We start from the raw sequence: 23,694 nt of genomic DNA, 5'->3' as shown, positions 1-23,694 counted from the left end.
TCAGCGGTACGCATCCCACCCGAGCTTCGCCGCCAGCACCAGCCCGGCGAGGCCGATGGCGGCACGCATGGGACCGGTGGGCGCATGCCGGACGACGATCGGGCCCAGCCGGGAGCCCAGCAGGCAGCCCACGCCGAGGGCCGCGACCGCGTCCCACTGCACCGGGGCCAGCACGGCGAAGATCACCGCGGCGACACCGTTCGCGACGCCCAGCGTGACGTTCTTGGCGGCGTTGGCCCGCGGCAGCGTGGCTCCGCCGGCGCGCAGCAGCAGGGCGAGAAGCAGGACACCCGCCGCCGCGCCGAAGTAGCCGCCGTAGACACAGATCGCGAAGATCGCCGCGCCTTCCAGGATCAGCCTCGTCGTATGCCTGCGATAGCTGGCGACATGCGCCACGTGGGTGGGTCGCACCGGGACCAGGATCGTCAGCGCGGCGAAGCCGAGCAGCAGTGGAACGACCTTCTCGAATCCCTCCGCGGGGGTCGACAACAGCAGCACCGCCCCCGCGATCCCACCCACCGCGGCGAAAGGCAGGATCTTCCTGAGAAACTCGGCCTGCCCGCTCAGTTCCGGCCGCGACCCCCAGATCGAGCCGACGCCGTTGAAGACCAACGCGACCGTGTTGGTGACGTTGGCGGTGACCGGCGGCAGGCCGGCGAGCAACAGGGCGGGGTAAGTCGCGACCGAGGCGAGACCGGCGATGCTTCCGGTCAACCCGCCGAGAATGCCTGCCGCGAACAGGAGCAGCGCTTCGGGCCAAGTCACCCGGCATATTGTGTCCGACCCCATATGCGTTTGCGCGGGCGGAACTCAGGGGTCTAGCATCGCGGACGTGCCGAGACGACTCGTAGTAGCCACCCGCAGCGGGGTCTGATCCTGACCGACCCCTCGCTGTGGGTCGTCGCTACTTCGTCGGTCGATTTCTCCGAAGTCAGAAGGCCGGCACATGCATTCTCTATTCGCCACCGGATACCTCGCCTCGCCGCGTTGCTTTGCGGCGCACGTGGACGGTCCGATACCGCGCGCTCTGCGTGAGGAGGCCGAAATGAAATCGTTCCTGGAGTTCGTCGAGGACTACGTGCCGACCAACGGCCCGCTGCGGCTGGGCCAGTGGTCCTGTACCGACGGTGAACGCCCGTCCGGCCGACTGGGACCTCAGGCTCGCAACTATCAGGCCACGATCGCCTTCGGTGACCAGATCGGCACCTCTCGCGCTGCCGCGAGCGGGCCTGTCGCCGCGCTGACGGAGATGCTCCACGAGCGCGGGGTCGCGGTGGAGATGACCGCTTTTCACCAGGTGCCGGCCGGCGAGCACACTGCCACGTTTGTCCGCGGCAGCGGCGGCGGCCGGACCGAATGGGCGATGGGTTGGTCCGACGATCCGATCGAGTCGTCGCTGCGCGCGGTGATCGCCTGCGCCAACCGCCTGCTGGCGGGTGCGCTGACGCCGGCCTGACCGCGCGTCAGTGCTGCCGGAATTGCATTCCGGCAGGCCTGAGCTCGCGATTCAGCTGCCGGAATGCAATTCCGGCGGAAAAGCCCCTCAGTGCAGAGGCCGCAGCATGATCGGCATGCCGTCGATCGGAACCGCCATGCCGCCGTGGTCGTAGTGCGGCGTGTAGTTCGGATCGATGAGCTCCAGCCGGTACTTGCGCAGCAACCGGTGCATGACGGTTTTGATCTCCAGCTGACCGAACACCATGCCGATGCACTTGTGGGCGCCACCACCGAACGGGGCGAACGCGTAGCGATGCCTCTTGTGCTCATTGCGGGGTTCGGCGAAGCGGGCCGGATCGAACTTCTCGGGATCCGTCCACAGTTCCGGGAGCCGGTGGTTGAGGGCAGGCCACGTCATGATCGCGGTGCCCTTCGGAATGAAGTAGCCCAGCAGATCGGTGTCCCGCACGGCCTCGCGGAAGTTGAACGGCAACGGCGTCACCATCCGCAGCGCCTCGTTGATCACCAGGTCGTAGGTCTCGAGCTTCTCCAGGGCCTCGATGTCGAGCGGGCCGTCACCGATCCGCGCGGACTCGTCGCGGCATCGCTCCTGCCACTCCGGGTTGGCCGCCAGGTGATACGCCATCGTCGTCAGAGTTGACGTCGACGTGTCGTGCGCCGCCATCATCAGGAAGATCATGTGGCTGACGACGTCCTCGTCGGTGAAGCTCTGGCCGTCCTCGTCCTGGGCGTGGCACAGCACGCTGAACATGTCCGTGCTCTCCGAGCGGCGCTTCTCGGCGATCCCGGCGTTGAAGTAGTCCTCGAGCGTCTTGCGGGCCTTGATGCCGCGCCACCAGCTCAACGGTGGCACCGGCTTGCGCACGATCGCGTTGCCCGCCCGCGTGGTGGTGGTGAACGCCTCGTTGACGGTCGTCACCAGTTCCTTGTCGGTGCCGGCCTTGTGGCCCATGAACACCACCGACGCGATGTCCAGGGTGAGCTCCTTGACCGCGGGGTGGAACAGGAACCGACGGTCGTTGGCCACCCAGTCCTTGGCGATCACCGCCGAGGCCACCGAGTCGATGTGCTCGACGTATCCGGTCAGCCGGCTGCGGGTGAACGCCTCCTGCATGATCCGCCGGTGGTACATGTGGTCGTCGAAGTCGCGCAGCATCAGCCCGCCCTCGAAGAAGGGCCCGATCACCGGATCCCAGGCGCGCTGCGAGAAGTCCTTGTTGCGGTTGGAGAACACCGCCTGCGTGGCGTCGGGACCGAGCGCCCCCACGGCGGGCAGCACCTGCGAACCCGAGTAGTACACCGGCCCGTACTTGCGATATTGGTGCAGGATGAAATCGGGACCGCCGCGGAACATCTCGATCATGTGCGCCAGGATCGGGAGTCCGTTGTCGCCCTTGACCGCCTTGAGCCCGCTGCCTGCGGGCGGTTCGGCAAGGACGATCTCGTCCCATTTGTGATCCAGCAGCCGCTTCTCGAGGATGCCCATGCCCGGAATGGTCACCGGCGTTGGCTTCAGGCGTCGTTTTGCCTGATCAAGCAGGTAATCGGTCGTACTGATCGTCGCCATCGAACGCTCCTGGTAGAGACATGCTGTGGTGGATGTCACCGTGAGCCCATCCTCGCCGTCACACTTGACGCATGTCAAGTTTTGATCGGGGCGAGTCGCGATGCAAAGGTCTACTGCCATGACCGCCGAACCATCATCGCCGCGGGAGGAACGCCGGAGTCGCGGCGACCGGCAGCGTGACGCCATCGTCGTCGCGGTCCGCGAGCTGCTGCAAGAACGATCGTTTGCGGACCTGTCGGTCAGCACCATCAGCGAACGTGCCGGGGTGGCGCGGTCGGGCTTCTACTTCTACTTCGACTCCAAGTACGCCGTGCTTGCGGTGATCGTCGCCGATGCCATGGCCCAGCTGGCCCAACTCACCCACGACTTCGCGCCCCGTGAGCCGGGGGAGTCGCCCTCGGTGTTCGCAAAACGGATGGTCGGCTACGCGGCGGCGGTCTACGCGTCGAACGACCCGATCATGAGCGCGTGCAACGTGGCGCGGAACACCGACGCCCAGATTCGCGAGATCATGGATGACTTCCAGGCGTCGGTGGTCGACAAGATCGTCGGACTCGTCGAGCAGGACTCCGGCGCCCGGCCGGTCTCCGATGACCTTCGCGCCTTGGTGCGCACGCTGACCGCGGTGACGTCGATGACGCTGGCGCACGACAGCGCGTTCGTGGGTCGGCCGGCCGACCCCGCCGCGGCGGTCGACATCGCCGAGCGGCTGTGGCTGAGCGCCCTGTGGGGCGGCTCGGCCCCGCCGGAACGCTGACACCGCGCCGGTAGTGTCACCGTTCATGGCGCAACAGGGGCGGTCCGGTGCGGGATTCACGGGCAAGCGGTGCTTCCTCACCGGCGCCGCCAGCGGGATCGGGCGTGCGACCGCGTTGAAGCTGGCTGCCGACGGAGCCGAGTTGTATCTGACCGACCGCGACGCCGCAGGACTCGAGACGACGGTCGCCGACGTCCGTGCGCTGGACGGAGTCGTCGCCGAGTACCGGGCGCTCGACATCTCCGACCACGACGCGGTCGCCGAGTTCGCCGCCGACATCCACGCCACCCATCCGGCCATGGACGTGGTGATGAACATCGCCGGGATCTCCGCGTGGGGGACCGTGGACAAGCTCACCCACCAGGACTGGAAATCCCTGATCGACGTCAACCTGATGGGGCCGATCCACGTCATCGAGTCATTCGTGCCGCCCATGATCGAGGCGCGTCGCGGCGGCCACCTGGTCAACGTGTCGTCGGCCGCCGGGATCGTGGCGTTGCCCTGGCATGCCGCCTACAGCGCGAGCAAGTACGGTTTGCGTGGCATGTCCGAGGTGCTGCGTTTCGACCTCGCCCGCCACCGCATCGGGGTGTCGGTCGTGGTGCCCGGTGCGGTGCAGACCCCGCTGGTGAACACCGTGCACATCGCCGGCGTGGACCGCGACGACCCGAACGTGCAGAAGTGGACGGAACGTTTCGCGGGACACGCGGTGTCGCCGGAGCACGCCGCGGACAAGATCCTGCGTGGCATCTCCAGGAATCGCTACCTGATCTACACCTCGGTGGACATCCGTGCGCTGTACATGTTCAAGCGCACCATGTGGTTGCCCTACAGCGTGGCGATGAAGCAGGTGAACGCGCTGTTCTCCCGGGCGCTGCGGCCGCGGACCGCGCGGCGCTGAGCGCTCACCGCCGCCCCCAGTCCCACGCCGGAGTGGTCAGCAGTCCCTGGCCGGCCACCTTGGTCTCCCCCCAGTCCTTGAAAAGCTCGATCTCCCAAGCGTCTTCGTCGCTGCCCAGCGGCGCGGCGCCGAGACACCCGCGCAGCGTCTCGGAGTGGGTGACGACCACGACCTGGGTGCGCGACGCCGCCTCCTGGATCAGGGCCGCGAGCGGTCGGACGAGATCGGGGTGCAGCGATGTCTCCGGCTCGTTGAGCACCATCAGCGACGGCGGCTGGGGGCTCAGCAGAGCGGCGGCCCACAGCAGGAAACGCAACGTGCCGTCGGATATCTCGGCGCTGCGCAGCGGGCGCAACATGCCCCGCTGCTGCAACTGCAGGTCGAACAACCCATCGGTGACCGACACCGACACCGACGCGCCGTCGAAGGCGGTGGCCACCGCACGGGCGAGGTCGTCGGCGCCGGTCTCGAGGATTGTCTGGACCGCGGCGGCGAGGTCTGCGCCGTCATCGGCCAGCACCGGTGTCCTCGTGCCCACCTGCGGCCGCCGCGATGGAGCGCCGCTGTCGGCCCGGAAGCCGTCGTAGAACCGCCAGTCCCGCAGGCGTTCCCGGACCATGACCAGTTCGGGGACCGCGCCGGCCCAGTCGGCCAGCACGCTGCGGTGCGCGGGCAGGTTGCGGCCCAGCTCGTCGAAGCCGCGCCCGGTGTCGGCGGCCACCTCGACGAAACCCCGCACGCGGCGCACCAGGGTGGTGGCCGGGCGTGCCACGGGTCCGGCGAAGACCACTTCGCGTTTGACTTCCGGATCGCGCTCGAACGCCGTGCCCCCGGCCTGCGGCAGCCCCAGGTCGATCAGGTAACCGAAATCATCTGAGGCGTAACCGAGTTCGATCGACACCGACCGGGTGCGCGGCCCACCCTGGGCGGTCCCGGTGCGGCGGGCGCCGCCGGGGTGCTCGGGGCCCGCCCACAGGGCCGACTCGACGCCGCCCTCGCGGGCGAACGACGCGATCACCTCACCGCGGCCGCAGTCGGCGAGCAGCCGCAGCGCGCGGTAGAGCGATGACTTGCCGGTCCCGTTGGCCCCGGTGACGACCGTGAGCCGGCGCAGCGGTAGCACCAGGTCGCGAAGGGAGCGGTAACCGCGGATCGCCACCGTCTCGAGCATGACGACGACGCTAGTGGCCCGCGGTGACAACGGCTGCCGGCTCGTCGGTCATCGCCAGTTCCAGGCGCACACCCAACAGCCGGACCGGCCTGTCCAGCTCGAACAGGTGCAGAACGTCCAGCGCGGCCCCGACGACGACGTCGGCGGCGGTCGTCGGGGCGGGCAGCTTTCGGATCTTGGTGCGCGTGTAGAAGGTGTTGGTGCGCACCGTTACCGCGACACGGGTGACGACGCGCAGCTGCTCGACGACCTCGGTCAGCGTGCGTTGTGCCAGCTCGGCCACCGCCGCGTCCATCTGGGCCGGGTCGGTCAGGTCCTCCGGAAACGTGACCACGTGGCTGCGCGACCGCGGCACCCACGGCTCGGCGCTGACCGTGGTGTCGCCGCCGCCTTTGGCCAGCAGCAGGATCCACAGCCCGGTGGTCGGGCCGAAGGTGGCGGTCAGATCCGCGGCGTCCGTCCCCGCCAGGTCGGCTACCGTCGTGATACCCATGGCGGCAAGCTTTTTCGCGGTCTTCGGACCCACACCCCACAGTGCGTCGACACCGCGGTCGCCCATCGTCGACATCCAGTTGGCGTCGGTGAGGACGTGAATGCCCGCCGGCTTGCCGAACCCCGTGGCGACCTTGGCCCGTTGCTTGTTGTCGCTGATGCCCACCGAGCACGACAGGCCCGTCTCCGCAGCGACGACCTCGCGGATGCGCTCGGCCAGCCGGATCGCATCCCCGACGTCGGCGACCCGGGCACCCACGTAGGCCTCGTCCCACCCCCACACCTCGACGGGGTGGCCCAGATCGCGCAGCAGGCCCATCACCTGGTCGGAGGCGGCGTCGTACGCCGCTGAATCCGAAGGCAGGAACGCGGCGTCGGGGCATCGGCGGGCGGCGGTGCGCAGCGGCATTCCGGCGTGCACGCCGAACTCGCGGGCCTCATAGGACGCGCAGGTGACGACCTTGCGGGGTTCGGTCGGGTCGCCGCTGCCGCCGACGATCACCGGCAACCCGGCGAGTTCGGGATGGCGCCGGAGTTCGACCGAGGCGAGGAACTGGTCCAGGTCGACGTGCAGAATCCAGGTCTTCCGGGGGGCCGGGTCGGACGCGTTCATGACCCGCAGAGCTTGCGCGCCACCGTCTCCCAGGCATCGCCGAGTTCGTCGAGCGTACGACCCCGGTCGTTGAGTTCGTGGCGCACGTAATCGGCGTCGAGCAGAGCCAGCAGTGCTGTCGCCTGGGTATCGAGATCGCCGGTGGTGCCAGCGGATTCGAGCAGCAACCGGATGTGGCTGTGGTGCAGTGTCATCGGCGCGCTGAACCGCGTCTGCGGATCGCGGCTGACGTCGGAGAGCAGGGCGTGGTGGGTGTCGACGAACTTCAGGCGCTCCCGGCCGTAGGCGAGCAGACGCTGCAACGGCGGCGCGTCGGGGCCCAGGGGAGGCGGCCCGAAGAGGATCGCCTGCTGTTGGGCCTTTTCGTCCTCGTCGAGCAGGACGATCATCAGGCCCGCACGACTGCCGAACCGGCGGAACAGCGTGCCCTTGCCGACGCCTGCCGCCGCCGCGATGTCGTCGGTGGTGACGGCCTCGGCGCCGCGTTCGTCGACCAACCGGCGCGCGGCCTCGAGCAGCAGCACACGGTTGCGTGCCGCGTCGCCACGCTCCTGGCCCCGTTCGGGCGGACCGGATTCGCTCACCGGCAACGCCGTCAGCCGGTCGGACACACTCACCTGGCAACTTTACCTCAGCCGGAATAATTCGGACTGTGGTCCGGTTGGTTGGTGCGAGTGTCGGCCGAAGCGATCGGGAGGATGAAGATGTCAGACGGGTCAGACAGCAGGGTTCTGGTATTGGTCGGAAGTCTGCGTGCGGCGTCGGTCAACCGCCAACTCGCCGAACTGGCGGTGGAGACGAGCCCCGCGGGAGTGACCCTCGAGCTGTTCGACCGGTTGGGCGAGTTGCCCTTCTACAACGAGGACATCGACCACGCGCCCGAGGACGGCGGCGTCCCCGAACCGGTCGCGGCGCTGCGCGAGGCCGCCGCGCGCGCCGACGCGGCCCTGGTCGTCACCCCCGAGTACAACGGCAGCATCCCCGGCGTGCTGAAGAACGCCGTCGACTGGCTGTCGCGGCCGTTCGGGACCAGCGCGTTGAAGGGGAAGCCGCTGGCGGTGATCGGGGTCGCGTTGGGCCAGTACGGCGGTGTGTGGGCGCACGACGAGACGCGCAAGTCGTTCGGCATCGCCGGCCCGCGGGTCGTCGACGACCTCGATCTGTCGGTACCTGCGACATCACTCGACGGCAAGCATCCTCGGGAGAATGCCGAGGTCGCCGAGCGGTTGCGGGAGATCGTCGGGAAGCTGGCCGCCGAGATCGGCTAGGGCGATCCGTCCGGTGCGATGGCCAGCGCGGCGATGCGCTCCCCGGCGAGGGTGAAGCGGAATCCCAGCCGTACCGGCGACCCGGCGAAGTCTCCGGCGACCTGCGTGGTGACGTGGTGCTCGGCCCCGCTGGGTGCGGAGTCGAGAACGGTTGTGGTGTAAGAGAATTGCGCCGACGTCTGGTCGCGCCACGCCCGGATCCGGGAGTGGCCGGCATGGTGGTGGCCGTCATCGACGACCGTCGCGTCGTGGGTGAACGTCGCCACCACCGCGTCGGTGTCGCCGACGGCGGCGGCGCGGAAGTACTCGGCGATCACGTCGGGCATGGATGTCACGGTGTGTCCCTTTCTCACGTCTCGTCTCTTGCCGGGCGTCATGTGCAGCGCGAACTGCCTCCGTCGATGGTGTATTCGGCGCCGGTGATGTAGGCCGCCCTGCCGGAGACCAGGAACACCACGAGCTCGGCGATATCGCTCGGCCGGCCGGACGCACCCAGCGGGATACCGCCGATCGACTCCGGTCAAGACAGTGGCTCCGGCCTCGGTCAACTGGTCGGCGATCGCCCGCCCGATCCCGCGCGTGCCACCGGTCACCACCGCGTGCCGTCCCTCGAGGTCTTCTGGTGTCGGCATCGTGCCGCTCCCGCCTATAGCGTTGTTATAGCGCATACTATAGCGGTATGCAAGATCCTGTCGAGGAGGCGACGAGTGCGCGGGACCGGCTGCTCGCCGCGGCCGCCGAGTTGCTCGATGCCGCGCAGGGCGCGCCTGTGTCGACCCGGGCGATCTGCGATCGCGCCGGCGTGCGGGCGCCCACGCTCTACCACCACTTCGGGAACAAGCAGGGGCTCGTCGACGCGGTGGTCGAGTACGGGTTCGGGCAGTACGTACCCGCCGCGGACACCGATTCGGACGACCCGGTGGTCGACGTGCGCCGCGGGTGGGACCGGCACGTGCGCTACGGGCTCGACCATCCGGCGTTCTACGCGTTGCTCTACGGGCGGGTTGCCGCGGGCAGGCCCTGTCAGGTGACGGCGGTGGCCGAGCGGCAGCTGCGGGTGTTGCTCGAGCGGCTCGACCGCCTCGGTCTGCTGCTGGTCACGCCGGCGGTGGCGGCCCAGCAGATCGTCGCGGCCAACGTCGGAATCACGCTGCAGTTGATCGCGCAGCCCGAGGGCTGTGCCGATGTCGAACAGTCGCGCGGGCTGCGGGAGACCGTTCTGGCCGGCGTGATCGCAGCGTCCGCACTGGGCCATGAGGTAACGGCGTCACGCGGCACCGCGCTTGCCGAGGCGGCCGAGGAGCTGTCGAGAGCATTGGCCCTGCAGTGCGGCGACGGCGTGCTCAGTGCCGGCGAGCGCGCTTTGCTGGGAGAGTTGCTGGACCGGCTGGCGGTTTGCTGACCGCACCCAACGGCCCGCTGCGCGACGGCGTTGATGTCGGTGGCTTCTGGTACCACAGACATGTAGTGGGCGACACGTGCGGATGTGAGATGCGACACGCCGGGCGCGGATGTCTCCAAAGCCTTACGACCTGGGAATTTCACAAATGTTATTCAGAACATCTTGTATCTCTTCTGGATGTCACCCACTAGGTGTAGTGTTTCGAACACCGACAGACCCCCAAGATATGGAGGTCGGCCGGAGCCACCAGATCCGGCGGAATCGGTTTCCCGAGCCATCGGAACGCGGCTCGGACGACCTGGAATTTTGGAGACCTGCGGGCCGCTGAATTTCAGCGAAACGCGCCATCCGACCAGTTGCCAGTGCTCGATACTTCCACTTCCGCAGAGGAGCCGAACCGCAGATGACTCAGCCAGCCTCGTCACCCGTCACCGTGTACACCAAGCCCGCATGCGTGCAGTGCAATGCCACGTACAAGGCCCTCGACAAGCTGGGCGTCACCTACGAGACGGTCGACATCAGCCTGGATGCCGATGCCCGTGACTACGTCATGGCGCTGGGCTACCTGCAGGCGCCCGTGGTGGTGGCGGGCAACGACCACTGGTCGGGTTTCCGTCCGGACCGGATCAAGGCACTCGGCAACCAAGCAATATTGTCATCTGATGCAACATTGGTGAGCTAGCAATGTTGTCTGTTGTAGCAGCTCAGGCGTCGGGGGGTGAGACCTCGACGCGAATCGCCGATGGTCAACACCGCCTGAAATCGCCATGCATCGATGATGCATCTGCTACAACAGGCGTTGTGACTAGTGATTCCCAGGGCGCGGCCCGACGGGTGTTGGCGCCCAATGTTGTTCATCTCGATCCGGAACAGGCTGTTCTGGAGGCAATGCTGCAGGGCTGGGAAAGCCAGCAGCGAGCACGGTTTCTTCGAGACGCCACGATCGTGCCGCGGCTTCGGTTGGTGCGGCGGTTCGTGGAGTTCTCCGGGTTGTATCCCTGGCAGTGGACGCCGGCCGAGGGTGAGGCCTGGATCAGTGAGTTGCGTTCTGGTTCTTCGCCGTTGCGGGTGTCCACCGCACGCAACTATGAGATCGACATCCGGATGTTTTGCGAGTATCTGCTCGATCAACGCTACGGATGGGCCGCCGAGTGCACGCAGCAGTTCGGCCAGGTCCCGCAGCAGGTATTCCACGAGGACAACTCGATCATTCACGTCGGGGACTACGAGGGCGATCCGTCTCGACGTCCGCTGACCTACGACGAGGTGCAGGCGCTGTTTGATGCCGCCGACGCCCGTGTCGGATTGATTCGCTCACGGGGCCGCAAAGGTGCCATGACCGCGCTACGGGACGCGGCGATGCTGAAGTTCTGCTACGCCTACGGGCTACGCCGCAGCGAGGTCGTGCACTCCGATGTCGTTGATCTGCGCCGTAATTCGAAGATGGATGAGTTCGGCAGGTTCGGTGCGCTGTCGGTCCGTTACGGCAAGGCTTCGCGGGGCGGCGCACCCAAGCGGCGCACTGTGTTAACGGTTCCGGAGATGAGCTGGATCGTCGATGTTCTCGATCACTATCTCACCGAGGTGCGCCCACTGTTTCCCGCGGACAACAGCCAGGCGTTGTGGTTGACCGAGCGGGGCACCCGAATCGGCACGCGCATGCTCAATGTGGCGTTCGCGACCGTACGCGATGAGTCCGGCATCGATCCGACTCTGGATCTGCACTCGTTGCGTCATTCCTTTGTCACCCATCTGGTGGAGTTTGACTATCCGGAGCGATTTATCCAGGAGCAAGTCGGGCATTCGTTCTCCTCGACGACTGCGATCTACGTCGGGGTGTCCAACGAGTACCGCAATCGGTTGATCAGCCAGTCGATGCAGTCGCGTTATGGCCACCACTTCGATCGGGGGCCGCGATGAAGCAGATGGACTACGCGTGGCATCTGCGCATGAAGATGGCTGAAAAGGGCATGTTTTCGACCACCGATCTGCAGCCGCACCTGGCCGATCGTGGAGTGAGCCTCTCGCGGGAGCAGGTCTATCGGTTGGTGACCGGGCAGCCGCAACGGTTGAGCATGCACACCCTTATCGCGTTGTGCGACATCCTGGAGTGCACCCCGAACGATCTGATTGAACCTCAGGTGACCGAGGTCGCAACGAGAAAAGCAGCAGGACAATCGAATAGCACTGTCACCGCGATGTCCTCGGCGCGACGCACCAAGATTCGGCGACCAGGACAGCAGCGATGACCGCCGCTGTCACCACTGCCCTCACCGCGATCGCGGATAGTCTGGCCGCTGCCGACATCGTCATTGCCGATAGCGAGCTCGAGACACTGCTGCAGCGCGCTGAGGCCGCCAAGCCACGTTCGCGGCAATCGCTGGCGGCCTATCTGGCTGAGCTGGATACGCCGTGGACCACGCCTAATCCGCACTGCCCCTACGTGTTTGCGCGCGTGGCGTATCTGTTGTGGCAGTCGGGTTACCTGGTGCAGCCGGTGCCGTGTGCTCAATGCGGGCGCATCACGCCGAAGCTCGATCGGGTCATTGAGGGTGCTCGCTGCTGCGGGTGGTGCGCATCTCGGCGCACCGAGCATGTCTGTGAACGGTGTGGGCAACTGGGCTACCGAGTCACCACGACCGAGACAGGTGGGCTTTGCAGCCGCTGCTACCAGAAAGACCCGGCCCGGCGGGAACCGTGTAGTGGATGCGGCCGACGTCACGTCCCGTCGACACGTACCGCTGAGGGCTTGTCATTGTGCGGCAACTGCGCTCGCCCCAAGTATGTGTGCGTTGGTTGCGGCCGCGTCGATCACGCCAAGAAACTCACCAGTGCGGGACCGCTATGCCAGCGCTGCTACCAGGCGCCGGCGCGTGCCTGCGGCCAGTGCGGCACCATCGGCCCCGTCGCGGTTCGGGCCCAACGCGGTGTGGTGGATCTGTGTTTCCGTTGCGTGCAGACGCCTCACGAACACTGCGCTATCTGCACTCATCAGCGGCCCGTGCACACACGGTGGCCACTGGGGCCGGTATGCCTGCCCTGCTATCGACGCACCATTGCCCACCCACAGACCTGCGCCGCCTGTGGTGACACCAAGGTGCTCATCGCCGCAGACGCGACAGGAGCTCAGGTCTGCGGACCGTGCTCGGGTGCCTCGCTCGACTACGCGTGCCACCGTTGCGGTCACAGCGGCCCGCAGCATTACGCCGGCATGTGCTTACGTTGCTCGGTCGCACAGGCCACCCGAGGACTCATCACCGTCGACGGCACGATCCGGCCCGAACTTGAACAGCTGCCTGCCGTCCTGGCCGATCGGGGCCAGCCGGCCTCAACGCTGCGCTGGCTGAGCAAGCCAGCCGCAGAAGCGGTGCTGCATACGCTGGCCTCGGATCCAGAGCCGTTGACACACGCCACCCTGGACCAATGCCCGCCGACCAACACCCGCCACTGGGTGCGCGCGATGCTCGTCGAGGCGAACATTTTGCCGCGACGTGATGAACCCATCGAGCGGTTCGAGACGTGGGTCAATGAGCTGACCGCTGGGTTGCCTGCCCACCAGTCCAGCCTGATCGGGCCGTATGCGCGGTGGGCGGTGCTTCGGGCGGCGCGTCGGCGCGCTCGTCGCCGCGGCTACACCAACGGGGCCGCTGATTCCGGTCGCGAACGGATCCGCACTGCAGTGCGACTGCTTGATCACCTTGACCAGCAAGGCATTGCGATCGGTGACCTGACACAGCCCATGATCGATGGTTGGACCGCTGGAAACGCCGAGCGAAGCGCCGACATCACCGGATTCATTCACTGGCTTGCCCAACGAGGCGTCACGGCAAGCGATCTGAGCGTCGTGCGTCAGCGCCGAGCCATGCCGAGTGAGATTGCCTGCGAAGACGCTCACCACGCGCGGATCGACAGGCTCCTGCACGGCGACGGCGCAGAGGACCTGTCAACTCGCGTCGCTGGACTTCTCGTGCTGCTCTACGGCGCACGGCTGACCCAAATCCAACAGCTCACGACTGGCGACATCACCACCAGCGCTGCCAGCACGCAGATCAAGCTGGCTCAACATCCGCTGCAGCTACCCGACGCCGTGGGCGCACTCGTCAACGAGCTCGCCGCTGCCGCGCGCAACAACTGGCGGGCCCGCACACACGACGGGCAGCACTACCTGTTCCCCGGCGGTCAGCCCGGCATGCCGATTCACACGGCAACACTGAGCAGAAAACTCACCGACGCCGACATTCCGGACCGAATCAGCCGCAACCGTGCACTTCTGGCCCTGGCCAACGACGTTCCCGCTGCGGTCCTCGCAGCCCAGCTGGGCCTCCACGCCACAACCACATCCGGCTGGGCCAAATTCGCCCAACGGGACTGGAGCGCCTACACCGCCCGCCGCCTCGAAAGCCTCTCAGAACAGACAGAGGAAACCGCATGAAAACAACCGTCCCCTAATGACCGCCACCACCAACCGAGAGGAATCAAGAGATGAATATCGCCACACCGAATATCGACACTCCGCCGGCCGGCGTGGTCGCCGCATCCGCCTGACGACGCCGCCCGCACGGGTACCCGCAGACCGACGGACAGAACAGGACTCGAGGGGGTTTCCATGAGCAATCTCGTGTACTTCTCCAGCGTGTCCGAGAACACCCACCGCTTCGTCGAGAAGCTTGAGATCCCCGCCGTTCGTATCCCGGTTCATGGACGGATCGAGGACCCGGAGTTCGTCCAAGAGCCCTACGTCCTGGTACTGCCCACCTACGGTGGTGGGCACGCCAACGGCCCTGATCCCGACGCCGGGGGATACGTCCCCAAACAGGTGATCGCGTTCCTCAACAACGAGCACAACCGTGCGCTGCTGCGCGGCGTCATCGCCGCGGGCAACAGCAACTTCGGCGCCGAGTTCGGCTACGCGGGGGTCGTCGTCTCCCGCAAGTGCGGCGTTCCGTTTCTTTACCGCTTCGAATTGATGGGCACCACGGACGACGTCTTCGCCGTCCGCGCGGGCCTCTCTGACTTCTGGAAGGACCAGACGTGCCCCCAACCGTCACAGCTGCAGAACCTGTAGCGACCGGAGTTCACGCGCTGCCGGGCGAAACGGATTACCACGCCCTCAACGCGATGCTCAATCTGTACGACGCGGACGGCAAGATCCAGTTCGACAAGGACCGGGAAGCCGCGCATCAGTACTTTCTGCAGCACGTCAATCAGAACACGGTGTTCTTCCACAATCAGGACGAGAAGCTCGACTACCTGATCCAGAAGGAGTACTACGAGCGCGAGGTGCTCGACGAGTACTCGCGCAACTTCGTCAAGACGCTGCTGGATCGCGCGTACGCCAAGAAGTTCCGCTTCCCGACGTTCCTCGGCGCGTTCAAGTACTACACGTCCTACACGCTGAAGACGTTCGACGGTAAGCGTTACCTCGAGCGGTTCGAGGACCGCGTGGTGATGGTGGCGCTGACGCTGGCCGCCGGGGACACGGTGCTGGCCGAGAAGCTCGTCGACGAGATCATCGACGGCCGCTTCCAGCCGGCCACCCCGACATTCCTCAACTCGGGCAAGAAGCAACGCGGCGAGCCGGTGTCCTGCTTCCCCGCCGGGACGCCTGTGGACACTCCGGACGGCCCGAAGGCGATCGAGACCCTGCAGCAGGGTGACCGTGTGCTCTCGCACGACGGATCCTTTGCGGTCGTGGAGGACCTCATCGAGAACCCCAATGAGCAAGCGCTCATCCGTATCTCGCACTTCGGGCACAAGGAGCCGATACTCTGCACTCCCGAGCATCCGATCCTGGTGTGGACCACACGCGAGGTGTCCACCCTCATCGACGGTGACGGTGCCGACCCGTTCAACGGGTTTGTGTGGCTGGCTGCCAAGGACATCCAACCCGCAGATTTCATCGTCACCGCAGCCCCGCTAGAAGGACGGACGCGGCGCATTCACGACTTGATGGATTACGTCGGCTCCGGTGAGTACGAAGAAGTCGACGGGCTCATCCGCAAGGTGAACACGGACCTCAAGCACCGCAACAAGCAGCGCCACCATACGAAGTTCGTGTCGGTGAACCGCTATGTCGAGGAGTCCTACGACCTCGGCCTCGTCCTCGGCTGGTACGTCGCCGAAGGCCACATCTCCAAGCGATCGGGACCTGACAGCGCCAACGCGCCCAATGGCATCCATTTCACGGTCTGTGCACACGAACTCGAGTATCAGCAGGAGTTGGCGGCAGCTTTCAAGCGAGTCTTCGCGGCCGACCTCTCCGTCCATCAGAGTGTGTCGGATCAGTCGGTGCGCATGGTGTGTAACAGCAAGGTCGTGGCGTCGCTCTTCTTGTCGATGGTCGGCACGGGATACCACCTGAAGCGCTTGTCTCACGAGGTCCTGACAGCCGACGAAGAGTTCCAGCGTGGTCTGTTGGCCGGGTTGTTCCGCGGGGACGGGTGCTCGACCACCGGTGGGATGGTGCTCGACTTGGTGAACCCGCAGCTCATCGACCAAGTGCAGTTGCTCCTGCGCCGAGTCGGCATCGTGTCCCGAGTTCGCCAGTACGTCAATCAGGCAGGCAACGTGACGGGGCAGGTGTTCGTGCCCGGGCTTCCCGGCCACAACGAGGACTTCATCTTCGATGTCGGTAAGAACCTGCACAACTACGTGGGGCAGAAGGGCGCATCGCGCAAAACCTATCAGGTGGTGCATGGTCGGCACGTGTACGGCGTCCGCGACCTCACGCAGACGCAGGAAACGCCCGACAAGGTCTACAACCTCCACGTCGAGGGCACACATACATACACGATTCGCGGCACGGTCGTGCACAACTGCTTCCTGTTGCGCATCGAGGACAACATGGAGTCCATCGGTCGCTCCATCAACTCGGCACTGCAGCTGTCCAAGCGTGGCGGCGGAGTTGCCTTGCTGCTGTCCAACATTCGCGAGCACGGTGCCCCGATCAAGAACATCGAGAACCAGAGCTCGGGCGTCATCCCGATCATGAAGCTGCTCGAGGACTCGTTCTCCTACGCCAACCAGCTCGGCGCCCGCCAGGGCGCAGGCGCGGTGTACCTGCACGCCCATCACCCGGACATCTACCGATTCCTGGACACCAAGCGTGAGAACGCTGACGAGAAGATCCGCATCAAGACCCTCAGCCTCGGCGTCGTGATCCCGGACATCACCTTCGAGCTGGCCAAGAAGAACGAGGACATGTACCTGTTCTCGCCGTACGACGTGGAACGCGTGTACGGGGTGCCGTTCGCCGACATCTCGGTCACCGAGAAGTACTACGAGATGGTCGACGACGCGCGGATCCGCAAGACCAAGATCAAGGCGCGGGAGTTCTTCCAGACGCTGGCCGAGCTGCAGTTCGAGTCCGGCTACCCGTACATCATGTACGAGGACACGGTGAACCGGTCGAACCCGATCGAGGGCAAGATCACGCACAGCAACCTGTGCTCGGAGATCCTGCAGGTGTCGACACCGTCGCTGTTCAACGAGGACCTGACCTACGCCAAGGTGGGCAAGGACATCTCGTGCAACCTGCCCAGACCATAGAGGTGTCGATCCGGGCGCTGACCGCGGTGAGCGACCAGACCCACATCTGGTCGGTGCCGTCGATCGAGCAGGGCAACAACGACTCTCACGCCATCGGCCTGGGGCAGATGAACCTGCACGGGTATCTGGCCCGCGAGCGGATCCACTACGGATCCGAAGAGGGCGTGGACTTCACCAACATGTACTTCTACACCGTGCTGTATCACGCGCTGCGGGCGAGCAATCGCATTGCGATCGAGCGGGGCAAGGCCTTCGGTGGCTTCGAACGCTCCAAGTACAAGTCGGGAGAGTTCTTCGACAAGTACACCGATCAGGTGTGGGAGCCGGCCACCGAGCGGGTGCGCCAGTTGTTCGCCGACGCTGGGATTCGCATTCCGACGCAAGAGGATTGGAAGCGACTCAAGGAGTCGGTGCAGACCCACGGCATCTACAACCAGAACCTGCAGGCGGTGCCGCCGACCGGGTCGATCTCCTACATCAACCACTCGACGTCCTCGATCCACCCGGTGGCGAGCAAGATCGAGATCCGCAAGGAAGGCAAGATCGGGCGCGTCTACTACCCGGCTCCGTATCTGACGAACGACAACCTGGAGTACTACCAGGACGCGTACGAGATCGGCTACGAGAAGATCATCGACACCTACGCCGCGGCCACCCAGCACGTGGACCAGGGGCTGAGCCTGACGCTGTTCTTCAAGGACACCGCCACCACCCGTGACGTGAACAAGGCGCAGATCTACGCCTGGCGCAAGGGAATCAAGACGTTGTATTACATCCGCCTGCGACAGATGGCCCTGGAGGGCACTGAGGTGGAGGGTTGCGTGTCCTGCATGCTGTGACGACTGGTCGCTGACAGCGGAGCTTCGGTGCCCGAGAATGTCCGATGTCGACAACGGTTGAGGCGGTACTCGTCACGGCGCTCGTTCTCGGGATCGTCGCTGCGCTTTTCGCAGTGATCTACGCGTGGGACAAGTGGGGCAAAGGCACGCGACTGGAACAGCGCATCGACCGCATCTTCGATCGTCTGAGCGACAGGTTCGACCGTTGAGCCGTCAGTAGATTGGATCGCAACAGCGGATCTGTTAGAGGAAGGCAGGGCGGCCGTGGTGGGCAGGTCATGGAAGGAACTACACCTGGTGGGCAAGGCGACGATCATCGCCATCACCGCGCTCGATGCCGGGATGCGGGCCTGGGCGTTGCGTGATCTCGCTGGCCGCGACGCCAGTGAGGTCAACGGTCCGCGATGGTTCTGGGGTGCGGCCCTGGGGCTGGTGACCTCGTCGGGCGTATTGCCGGCCGCGTACTTCCTGCGTGGACGCAAGCCTGCGACTGCTTCGTCACCCAGCGAGGCGTAGTCGACAGTCCAGCCGATCAGCCTTCGCGAGCCTGCTCTGCACGCAGCGCCTTCAGGCGTCGCTCCTCGCGCAGCACCGTCTGGTAGCTCTCGCGTTCCGCGACCAGCCACTCAGGCTTCTCCACGAGCAACTGATCGATCTGCTCGGTGGTGAGCGCATCCGTGACGCCGCCGCGTGCGAGACCGGCGATCGAGACGCCAAGCTTGGCGGCCACCAGGTTCTTCGGGTGCGGTCCGTTCTTGCGGAGGTCCTTGAGCCACTGCGGCGGGTCCGCCTGCAGGGCGGCCAGATCAGTGCGGGTGATCCGGCTCTCCTGGAACTCGGCCGGCGTCGCGGGCAAGTACACGTCCAGCTTCTTCGCCGCAGTGGCGGGCTTCATGGACTGCGCGTTCGGCCTGCTCATGACCAGAGCTTATCGGTAGCCTGATGCGGTGGCTTCGTCGTCGCTGCCCCCGCTCATCCTCGGGTACGTCCCCGGCGGGACGCCCGCGAAGTGGGCCCGGATCTGGGCGGAGCGCCACCCCGAGGCGCCTCTGGAGCTGCGCGTGATCGCCGCCGCAGACGCGGTCGCCGAAGTGCGGGCAGGCACCGTCGACGTGGCGGTGCTCCGGCCGCCGGCCGACACGTCCGGGCTTGCCGTCATCCCGCTCTACGAGGAGACGACGGTAGCGGTGGTGCCGACCGATCACGTTCTCACCGCCGTCGACGAGATCACCGCCGCGGACCTCGACGGTGAGCCGATGCTGCTCCCACTCGACGACGTCGTCTCCTGGGCTGGCGCCCCCGGCGCCCCGGTCGACCACCGGCCCGAGACCACCGAGGCCGCAATAGACCTCGTCGCTGCAGGGGTCGGCGCGCTCATCGTTCCACAGTCGCTGGCGCGGCTGTATCACCGCAAAGACCTCACGTATCGCCCGATCACCGACGCGCCCACCTGCCCGGTGGCGCTCGCCGTCCCGGAAGGGCCGCAGTCGGCGCTGGTCGAGGAGTTCATCGGGATTGTGCGGGGCCGCAAACCCGGTTCGTCGCGGGCGCAGGTCCAGGCGGCACCGAAACGCACCGCCCGGGAGAAGACCCTCGCGAAGCAGGCCGCCCGCGCCGCTGCGGGAAAGGTCGCCCGCAAGCCGGGACGGCCCGGGCGCGGTCGACGCTGACGTGACTCCTTCCTAGGAGATGAGCAGAAGCGCGGCAGTCACGAGCATGACGGCGGCGGTGAGGCCATGGACTCCCCAGGCGATCGACTTCGGGCCGCCGTTGCCGAGCACGATGGCCGCGTCGGCGACCGGAATGATCGTGGCGGCCAATATCACCCAGCCGAGCAGGTGGGTGGCACCCGCGGCCATGAGAATGAAGACGAACAGCCCCGATGCAATGTCGCGGACGCCCTTGACGCTCAAATAGGCGCCGGCGGATCGCTGGCTGAGATCCGGTTGCACACCGTAGCCGGCGGCCGCGGCGCGCGGCGCGACGAGGAACCGTGCTCCGATGAAGATGATGCCCGCGCCGATCAGTCCGGCGAGCGTGTAGGCGCTGGTGGTGACGGTCATGTCGAACACTCCTGGGTTTGTCAGCGGATCGCATGATGTGACCCCCTTCCAGCGAACTGCTAGCAACGCTAACCCCTACCCCATCCTGTGGCAATAGCAGTGCTAGTAGTTCTATCGGTGCTATCGTGCGGTATGGCCATCGAGGATCGCCGCGAGCGTGAACGGACCGCCCGGCGACGGCTGATCATCACCACGGCCCGCAAGGTGGCCGAGGCCGAAGGCTGGGATGCCGTCACCACGCGTCGGCTGTCCACCGAGATCGAATACAGCCAGCCGGTGTTGTACAAGCACTTCGCCGGCATGGAACAAATCTCAGAGGCCGTCGCCATCGACGGGTTCGGCGAGTTCGCGGAGGTGATTCGGGCCGCCCGCTCCGACGCCAGCGCGGCCGGTGACGCCCTGACCCGAATCGCACACGCCTACCTCGACTTTGCGCGCGACAACCCGGCCGTTTACGACGCGATGTTCACCCGCGCGACCACCTTGCGCTTCGCCGCCCGGGACACTCCACCTCAGCTGACCGCGGCCTTCGCCGAGCTGCGCCAAGCGGTCGACATGGTCGCCGACGAGCAGGACGCGGACGCACTCACCGAGGTGTTCTGGGCCGCGCTGCACGGACTGGTCACCCTCAGCCGGGCCGGCCGACTACGCGACGGCCATGACTCGGAACGTCTTCAACTGCTCGTCGACGAGTTCACCAACAGACGGGAAACGATGCGCTCGGCACCGACGCTGCGTCCCGCGGGAGCGCTGACCCCCTCAATCAGGTAAGGCTTGCCTTATCCGAGAGGACCTCCTACATTAACCGGACAAGTTTCCGGTAAATGAGGAGCAGTTGATGGTGGCACGGTTCCGCGTTCTGGTCGCCACGGCAGGCGCCGCCACAGCGCTGCTCGCCGGCGTCGCGCCGCCGGCCTTCGCCGATCCCGACGCAGATCCACCGCCCCAGGGCGAGTTCGCGATCACCTCCGAGGTGCCGACGCTGGCCGAACTCGACGCGCAGATCCGGTTGCTGGTCGGCACGCCCGCCCCCGACGCGGTGAAGGCGGCGCAGTTGGAGGGCGGCAGCCGCGCGGTCGTCGTGCCGAAGATGGTCTACCGCATCGGGTTCTTCCGTCCCCCGCGCGGTTCGAGCCTGGTGACCGGTCCGGAGACTCACGACGGCGACACCCACACCGCGGTGATCAACGCCAGCCGCCAGGGCGTCCCGACCGTTCAGGTCACCGCCGAATGGCGCCGTATCGACGGCCGGTGGAAGCTGGCGAGCAAGTCGCTGTGCAATGGCATCACCACGCTCGGCCTACCGATCCCGTGCAATTTTCAATGATCGAGATTATAGGTCTCACAAAGACATTCGGCGGCAGCCCGGCCGTCGACGATGTGACGGTCACGTTTCCCGCCAGCTCGGTGACTGCTCTGCTCGGCCTCAACGGCGCAGGCAAGACCACCCTGCTGCGCGGGATCGCCGGCCTCGACCGGCCCGACGGTGGCACGGTCACCGTCTGCGGTCAGCAACCGTGCGGCGATCCACGGCTGGTGGGTGTGCACCTCGGTCCCGGTGCCCTCAACCCGCGGCACACCGTGTGGCGGCATCTGTGCTGGGTGGCCGCACTCGCCGGAATCGACACCGCGCGCGTCACGGAGGCACTCGTGGAGACCGGGCTGTCCGGCGGCCGCGCGGAACGCATCGGGTCGCTGTCCCTGGGCGCCCGACAACGGCTCGCGATCGCCGGAGCCCTGCTGGGCGCACCGCGGGCGCTGCTGTTCGACGAGCCTCTCAACGGCCTCGACGTTCCCGGCATCATCTGGTTCCGTGGCCTCCTGCGTCGGCTCGCCGACCGGGGATGCACGGTGGTGGTGGCGACACACATGCTCGGCGAGGTGGTGTTGAGCGCGGATCGCATCACGGTCCTCGACCGGGGACGGCTGCGCGTGGCGGGCGCTCTCGACGACGCTGTCCCCGCCGACGCCGCGGCGCAGCAATGGCTCGAGTCCACCCTGATGGGGTGCGCGTGAGTATCGCGCTCATCGCCCGCAGCGTGCGCGCCGAACGCATCCGCACCGGTGGCCGCAGCCGACTGTGGACCGTCCTGATCCCCGCCGCGGCCACGGTGCCGCTGGCGATAACGTTCGGCATCGCGCTGGTCGCCGAATCCTTCGCGCGCATCCCGGGGCAGATATCGGTGTTGCAGGTGTCGACGTCCAACGCCGCTTACTGGGTCATCACCATCACCGTCACCCTGGTCGCCGTCGCCGCCGCGGACGGACAATCCTCGGAAAACCGCTACCGCAGCACCGAATACGTGCGCCTGGCGTTCCCGCGGCAGTGGCCCGTGCTGGCCGGACGCTGGGTGTTCTACGGGACGCTCGCCGCGGTGACGGCCGCCGTGACCCTGGTCATCGTGCTGGTCGCGCTGCCCCTGGTGTCGCCTTCGGTGTACGGCACGGTGGCGGTCACCGACGGCGTTGCGCTGAGGCTGGTGTGGACGGTGCCCGTGTTCGCGTTCTTCGCCGCGGGCGCAGGTGTCGGCACCGGTGCCCTCGTCAGGTCTCCTCTGGGGGCCGCCGGCGCAATCCTGTTGTGGGCCTTCGTGATCGAATCCGCAGCGGGCTACCTGCCCAGCGGGGCGGCGCTGCAGCGGTTCATGCCGCTCCTCAACGGCGGGTACGCCACCGGTCAGGACACCGTGCTGGTGCCACCGTGGGGCCAGAACGTCGCGCTGCTCTATGTGTGCTCCCTGTTCACGGCGATCTTCCTGATCGCCGCCGTCGAAAGGACTGTCCGACATGGCTGATTCGAGAGCGACCGGCCCCCAATCCCTTCCGCTCGCCGAACGGTCGGACGCCGACCTTCCCGGCCACTGGTTGCTGGCCCGCCTCGGCAAGCGAGTGCTGCGACCCGGCGGCCTCGCGCTGACCACCCGGCTGTTGGCGGCTGCCCGCCTCGAAGGGGCCGATGTCGTCGAACTGGGCCCCGGCCTCGGCCGCACCGCCAGCGACATCGTCGCCCTGCATCCGCGGTCCTACGTCGGGGTGGACGACACCGCGGCGGCGACCGAATCCGTCCGCGCGGTCGTCTCACCGGTCGGCGGGTCGGTGGTCGTCGCCGACGCCGCCGAGACCGGACTGCCCAGCGGCAGCGCCGATGTGGTCGTCGGCGAGGCGATGCTGACGATGCAGGGTGACAAGGCCAAGCGGGCGATCGTCGCCGAGGCGTTCCGGGTGCTGCGCCCCGGTGGGCGCTACGCCATCCACGAACTCGGGCTCGAACCGGACACGCTGCCGCAGGAGGCCAAGGACGAGATCCGGCGCGATATGGCCCGGGCGATCAAGGTCAACGCGCGCCCCTTGACGACGGCGGAGTGGACACAGGTGCTCAGCGACGCGGGTTTCGAGATCGTCAGCGTCGACCACGCACCGATGGCGCTGCTCAACCCGGCCCGCGTGCTGGCCGACGAGGGACCGCTCGGCGCGTTGCGCATCGTCGGCAACCTGATCAGGCGCCCCGCCGCGCGGCGCCGGGTCATCGGAATGCGGCGGACCTTCCAGCGTTACCGGCGTTCGCTCACCGCCGTCGCGGTCGTCGGCGTCGTCCCCGGCTCGTGACAGACTCGT

27 protein-coding genes and 4 pseudogenes are annotated in these 23,694 nt (G+C 66.6%); 21 read left to right on the top strand and 10 right to left on the bottom strand.

Annotated features, from left to right (window positions below; genetic code table 11):
* Window positions 1-789: a sulfite exporter TauE/SafE family protein gene (locus H7I57_RS30795; RefSeq protein ID WP_264028326.1), complete on the bottom strand. Its 789-nt coding sequence runs from the start codon at window positions 787-789 to the stop codon at window positions 1-3.
* Between the two features lie 157 nt (window positions 790-946).
* Between H7I57_RS30795 and H7I57_RS30790 the strand changes: the two genes are divergently transcribed.
* A complete protein-coding gene (locus tag H7I57_RS30790) occupies window positions 947-1,456 on the top strand; it encodes a 2-isopropylmalate synthase (RefSeq protein WP_264028325.1) in 510 nt (169 codons plus the stop codon).
* Window positions 1,457-1,543: 87 nt separating this feature from the next.
* On the opposite strand, the gene H7I57_RS30785 is transcribed toward H7I57_RS30790, so the two are convergent.
* A complete protein-coding gene (locus H7I57_RS30785) occupies window positions 1,544-3,025 on the bottom strand; it encodes a cytochrome P450 (protein ID WP_264028324.1) in 1,482 nt (493 codons plus the stop codon).
* Window positions 3,026-3,143: 118 nt separating this feature from the next.
* On the opposite strand from H7I57_RS30785, the gene H7I57_RS30780 reads away from it, so the two are divergent.
* Window positions 3,144-3,782 carry a TetR/AcrR family transcriptional regulator gene (locus H7I57_RS30780; protein WP_264028323.1) on the top strand — a complete coding sequence of 213 codons (639 nt, stop codon included), beginning with the start codon at window positions 3,144-3,146 and terminating at the stop codon, window positions 3,780-3,782.
* Window positions 3,783-3,807: 25 nt separating this feature from the next.
* Complete coding sequence (locus H7I57_RS30775) at window positions 3,808-4,683, top strand: SDR family oxidoreductase (RefSeq protein WP_264028322.1); 876 nt, start codon at window positions 3,808-3,810, stop codon at window positions 4,681-4,683.
* 4 nt (window positions 4,684-4,687) lie between these two features.
* Here the strand turns inward: H7I57_RS30775 and H7I57_RS30770 are convergent, their stop codons facing one another.
* The 3 genes from H7I57_RS30770 to H7I57_RS30760 are packed head-to-tail and all read right to left on the bottom strand — an operon-like array spanning window position 4,688 to window position 7,576.
* A complete protein-coding gene (locus H7I57_RS30770; RefSeq protein WP_264028321.1) occupies window positions 4,688-5,854 on the bottom strand; it encodes an AAA family ATPase in 1,167 nt (388 codons plus the stop codon).
* A gap of 10 nt (window positions 5,855-5,864) precedes the next feature.
* A complete protein-coding gene (locus tag H7I57_RS30765; protein WP_264028320.1) occupies window positions 5,865-6,959 on the bottom strand; it encodes a DNA polymerase IV in 1,095 nt (364 codons plus the stop codon).
* Window positions 6,956-7,576: a TetR/AcrR family transcriptional regulator gene (locus tag H7I57_RS30760; protein WP_372510494.1), complete on the bottom strand. Its 621-nt coding sequence runs from the start codon at window positions 7,574-7,576 to the stop codon at window positions 6,956-6,958. The genes H7I57_RS30765 and H7I57_RS30760 overlap by 4 nt, the downstream gene beginning before the upstream one ends.
* An 87-nt stretch (window positions 7,577-7,663) precedes the next feature.
* On the opposite strand from H7I57_RS30760, the gene H7I57_RS30755 reads away from it, so the two are divergent.
* Window positions 7,664-8,227 carry an NAD(P)H-dependent oxidoreductase gene (locus H7I57_RS30755; protein WP_264028319.1) on the top strand — a complete coding sequence of 188 codons (564 nt, stop codon included), beginning with the start codon at window positions 7,664-7,666 and terminating at the stop codon, window positions 8,225-8,227.
* Here H7I57_RS30755 and H7I57_RS30750 read toward each other — a convergent pair.
* The 3 genes and pseudogenes from H7I57_RS30750 to H7I57_RS30740 all read right to left on the bottom strand — a co-directional run.
* A complete protein-coding gene (locus tag H7I57_RS30750) occupies window positions 8,224-8,562 on the bottom strand; it encodes a nuclear transport factor 2 family protein (RefSeq protein WP_264028344.1) in 339 nt (112 codons plus the stop codon). The genes H7I57_RS30755 and H7I57_RS30750 overlap by 4 nt on opposite strands.
* 38 nt (window positions 8,563-8,600) lie before the next feature.
* Window positions 8,601-8,723 (bottom strand): SDR family oxidoreductase, encoded by a 123-nt coding sequence (locus H7I57_RS30745; protein WP_264028342.1) that lies wholly within the window; start codon window positions 8,721-8,723, stop codon window positions 8,601-8,603.
* A 19-nt stretch (window positions 8,724-8,742) separates the two neighbouring features.
* Window positions 8,743-8,859: pseudogene (locus tag H7I57_RS30740) on the bottom strand (SDR family NAD(P)-dependent oxidoreductase); the annotation flags it as partial.
* A 47-nt stretch (window positions 8,860-8,906) separates the two neighbouring features.
* Between H7I57_RS30740 and H7I57_RS30735 the strand changes: the two are divergent.
* From H7I57_RS30735 to H7I57_RS30695, 11 genes and pseudogenes are all read left to right on the top strand, one after another.
* A complete protein-coding gene (locus H7I57_RS30735) occupies window positions 8,907-9,629 on the top strand; it encodes a TetR/AcrR family transcriptional regulator (RefSeq protein ID WP_264028318.1) in 723 nt (240 codons plus the stop codon).
* 403 nt (window positions 9,630-10,032) lie between these two features.
* Complete coding sequence (gene nrdH, locus H7I57_RS30730; protein WP_264028317.1) at window positions 10,033-10,311, top strand: glutaredoxin-like protein NrdH; 279 nt, start codon at window positions 10,033-10,035, stop codon at window positions 10,309-10,311.
* Window positions 10,312-10,463: 152 nt separating this feature from the next.
* On the top strand, window positions 10,464-11,549 hold the full coding sequence (locus tag H7I57_RS30725) for a tyrosine-type recombinase/integrase (protein ID WP_264028341.1): 1,086 nt from the start codon (window positions 10,464-10,466) through the stop codon (window positions 11,547-11,549).
* Window positions 11,546-11,878: a helix-turn-helix domain-containing protein gene (locus H7I57_RS30720; protein WP_264028316.1), complete on the top strand. Its 333-nt coding sequence runs from the start codon at window positions 11,546-11,548 to the stop codon at window positions 11,876-11,878. The genes H7I57_RS30725 and H7I57_RS30720 overlap by 4 nt, the downstream gene beginning before the upstream one ends.
* Window positions 11,879-12,630: 752 nt before the next feature.
* Entirely contained in the window at window positions 12,631-14,061 is a 1,431-nt protein-coding gene (locus H7I57_RS30715) for a hypothetical protein (RefSeq protein WP_264028315.1), read from the top strand.
* Between the two features lie 174 nt (window positions 14,062-14,235).
* On the top strand, window positions 14,236-14,694 hold the full coding sequence (gene nrdI / locus H7I57_RS30710; RefSeq protein WP_264028314.1) for a class Ib ribonucleoside-diphosphate reductase assembly flavoprotein NrdI: 459 nt from the start codon (window positions 14,236-14,238) through the stop codon (window positions 14,692-14,694).
* Window positions 14,661-15,221, top strand: a pseudogene (locus H7I57_RS33660) (ribonucleotide reductase N-terminal alpha domain-containing protein); the annotation flags it as partial. The gene nrdI and the pseudogene H7I57_RS33660, both read left to right, overlap by 34 nt.
* Window positions 15,210-16,418 (top strand): annotated as a pseudogene (locus H7I57_RS33655) (LAGLIDADG family homing endonuclease); the annotation flags it as partial. The pseudogenes H7I57_RS33660 and H7I57_RS33655, both read left to right, overlap by 12 nt.
* A gap of 24 nt (window positions 16,419-16,442) precedes the next feature.
* Window positions 16,443-18,016 (top strand): annotated as a pseudogene (nrdE, locus tag H7I57_RS33650) (class 1b ribonucleoside-diphosphate reductase subunit alpha); the annotation flags it as partial.
* A 44-nt stretch (window positions 18,017-18,060) separates the two neighbouring features.
* Window positions 18,061-18,225, top strand: a complete 165-nt coding sequence (locus H7I57_RS30700; RefSeq protein ID WP_264028313.1) for a hypothetical protein — start codon at window positions 18,061-18,063, stop codon at window positions 18,223-18,225.
* A 55-nt stretch (window positions 18,226-18,280) separates the two neighbouring features.
* Window positions 18,281-18,532 carry a hypothetical protein gene (locus tag H7I57_RS30695; RefSeq protein ID WP_264028312.1) on the top strand — a complete coding sequence of 84 codons (252 nt, stop codon included), beginning with the start codon at window positions 18,281-18,283 and terminating at the stop codon, window positions 18,530-18,532.
* Between the two features lie 16 nt (window positions 18,533-18,548).
* Here the strand turns inward: H7I57_RS30695 and H7I57_RS30690 are convergent, their stop codons facing one another.
* Entirely contained in the window at window positions 18,549-18,935 is a 387-nt protein-coding gene (locus H7I57_RS30690) for a DUF5997 family protein (RefSeq protein ID WP_264028311.1), read from the bottom strand.
* 28 nt (window positions 18,936-18,963) lie between these two features.
* Here H7I57_RS30690 and H7I57_RS30685 point away from each other — a divergent pair, with 28 nt between their 5' ends.
* Window positions 18,964-19,686: a LysR family substrate-binding domain-containing protein gene (locus tag H7I57_RS30685; protein WP_264028310.1), complete on the top strand. Its 723-nt coding sequence runs from the start codon at window positions 18,964-18,966 to the stop codon at window positions 19,684-19,686.
* Between the two features lie 12 nt (window positions 19,687-19,698).
* Here the strand turns inward: H7I57_RS30685 and H7I57_RS30680 are convergent, their stop codons facing one another.
* On the bottom strand, window positions 19,699-20,079 hold the full coding sequence (locus tag H7I57_RS30680) for a DUF4267 domain-containing protein (protein ID WP_264028309.1): 381 nt from the start codon (window positions 20,077-20,079) through the stop codon (window positions 19,699-19,701).
* A 132-nt stretch (window positions 20,080-20,211) separates the two neighbouring features.
* Here H7I57_RS30680 and H7I57_RS30675 point away from each other — a divergent pair, with 132 nt between their 5' ends.
* From H7I57_RS30675 to H7I57_RS30655, 5 genes are all read left to right on the top strand, one after another.
* On the top strand, window positions 20,212-20,850 hold the full coding sequence (locus tag H7I57_RS30675; RefSeq protein WP_264028308.1) for a TetR-like C-terminal domain-containing protein: 639 nt from the start codon (window positions 20,212-20,214) through the stop codon (window positions 20,848-20,850).
* Between the two features lie 67 nt (window positions 20,851-20,917).
* Entirely contained in the window at window positions 20,918-21,406 is a 489-nt protein-coding gene (locus H7I57_RS30670) for an MTB12 C-terminal domain-containing protein (protein WP_264028307.1), read from the top strand.
* A complete protein-coding gene (locus H7I57_RS30665; protein ID WP_264028306.1) occupies window positions 21,403-22,095 on the top strand; it encodes an ABC transporter ATP-binding protein in 693 nt (230 codons plus the stop codon). The genes H7I57_RS30670 and H7I57_RS30665 overlap by 4 nt, the downstream gene beginning before the upstream one ends.
* Window positions 22,062-22,874, top strand: a complete 813-nt coding sequence (locus tag H7I57_RS30660; RefSeq protein WP_275081912.1) for an ABC transporter permease — start codon at window positions 22,062-22,064, stop codon at window positions 22,872-22,874. Before H7I57_RS30665 ends, H7I57_RS30660 begins: the two co-directional genes overlap by 34 nt.
* A complete protein-coding gene (locus tag H7I57_RS30655) occupies window positions 22,867-23,685 on the top strand; it encodes a class I SAM-dependent methyltransferase (RefSeq protein WP_264028304.1) in 819 nt (272 codons plus the stop codon). The genes H7I57_RS30660 and H7I57_RS30655 overlap by 8 nt, the downstream gene beginning before the upstream one ends.
* The last annotated feature ends 9 nt before the right edge of the window (window positions 23,686-23,694 follow it).

This window comes from Mycolicibacterium pyrenivorans, from assembly GCF_025821625.1.
In the GTDB taxonomy this organism is placed as follows: domain Bacteria; phylum Actinomycetota; class Actinomycetes; order Mycobacteriales; family Mycobacteriaceae; genus Mycobacterium; species Mycobacterium pyrenivorans.
This window is presented reverse-complemented; position numbering and strand designations above follow the sequence as displayed.

Excerpts from the sequence above, each read along its gene's own strand:
- H7I57_RS30795 (WP_264028326.1), bottom strand. The coding sequence starts at position 789 with ATGGGGTCGGACACAATATGCCGGGTGACTTGGCCCGAAGCGCTGCTC.
- H7I57_RS30790 (WP_264028325.1), top strand. The coding sequence starts at position 947 with ATGCATTCTCTATTCGCCACCGGATACCTCGCCTCGCCGCGTTGCTTT.
- H7I57_RS30785 (WP_264028324.1), bottom strand. The coding sequence starts at position 3,025 with ATGGCGACGATCAGTACGACCGATTACCTGCTTGATCAGGCAAAACGA.
- H7I57_RS30780 (WP_264028323.1), top strand. The coding sequence starts at position 3,144 with ATGACCGCCGAACCATCATCGCCGCGGGAGGAACGCCGGAGTCGCGGC.
- H7I57_RS30775 (WP_264028322.1), top strand. The coding sequence starts at position 3,808 with ATGGCGCAACAGGGGCGGTCCGGTGCGGGATTCACGGGCAAGCGGTGC.
- H7I57_RS30770 (WP_264028321.1), bottom strand. The coding sequence starts at position 5,854 with ATGCTCGAGACGGTGGCGATCCGCGGTTACCGCTCCCTTCGCGACCTG.
- H7I57_RS30765 (WP_264028320.1), bottom strand. The coding sequence starts at position 6,959 with ATGAACGCGTCCGACCCGGCCCCCCGGAAGACCTGGATTCTGCACGTC.
- H7I57_RS30755 (WP_264028319.1), top strand. The coding sequence starts at position 7,664 with ATGTCAGACGGGTCAGACAGCAGGGTTCTGGTATTGGTCGGAAGTCTG.
- H7I57_RS30735 (WP_264028318.1), top strand. The coding sequence starts at position 8,907 with ATGCAAGATCCTGTCGAGGAGGCGACGAGTGCGCGGGACCGGCTGCTC.
- nrdH (WP_264028317.1), top strand. The coding sequence starts at position 10,033 with ATGACTCAGCCAGCCTCGTCACCCGTCACCGTGTACACCAAGCCCGCA.
- H7I57_RS30720 (WP_264028316.1), top strand. The coding sequence starts at position 11,546 with ATGAAGCAGATGGACTACGCGTGGCATCTGCGCATGAAGATGGCTGAA.
- nrdI (WP_264028314.1), top strand. The coding sequence starts at position 14,236 with ATGAGCAATCTCGTGTACTTCTCCAGCGTGTCCGAGAACACCCACCGC.
- H7I57_RS30700 (WP_264028313.1), top strand. The coding sequence starts at position 18,061 with ATGTCGACAACGGTTGAGGCGGTACTCGTCACGGCGCTCGTTCTCGGG.
- H7I57_RS30690 (WP_264028311.1), bottom strand. The coding sequence starts at position 18,935 with ATGAGCAGGCCGAACGCGCAGTCCATGAAGCCCGCCACTGCGGCGAAG.
- H7I57_RS30680 (WP_264028309.1), bottom strand. The coding sequence starts at position 20,079 with ATGACCGTCACCACCAGCGCCTACACGCTCGCCGGACTGATCGGCGCG.
- H7I57_RS30675 (WP_264028308.1), top strand. The coding sequence starts at position 20,212 with ATGGCCATCGAGGATCGCCGCGAGCGTGAACGGACCGCCCGGCGACGG.
- H7I57_RS30670 (WP_264028307.1), top strand. The coding sequence starts at position 20,918 with ATGGTGGCACGGTTCCGCGTTCTGGTCGCCACGGCAGGCGCCGCCACA.
- H7I57_RS30665 (WP_264028306.1), top strand. The coding sequence starts at position 21,403 with ATGATCGAGATTATAGGTCTCACAAAGACATTCGGCGGCAGCCCGGCC.
- H7I57_RS30660 (WP_275081912.1), top strand. The coding sequence starts at position 22,062 with ATGGCTCGAGTCCACCCTGATGGGGTGCGCGTGAGTATCGCGCTCATC.
- H7I57_RS30655 (WP_264028304.1), top strand. The coding sequence starts at position 22,867 with ATGGCTGATTCGAGAGCGACCGGCCCCCAATCCCTTCCGCTCGCCGAA.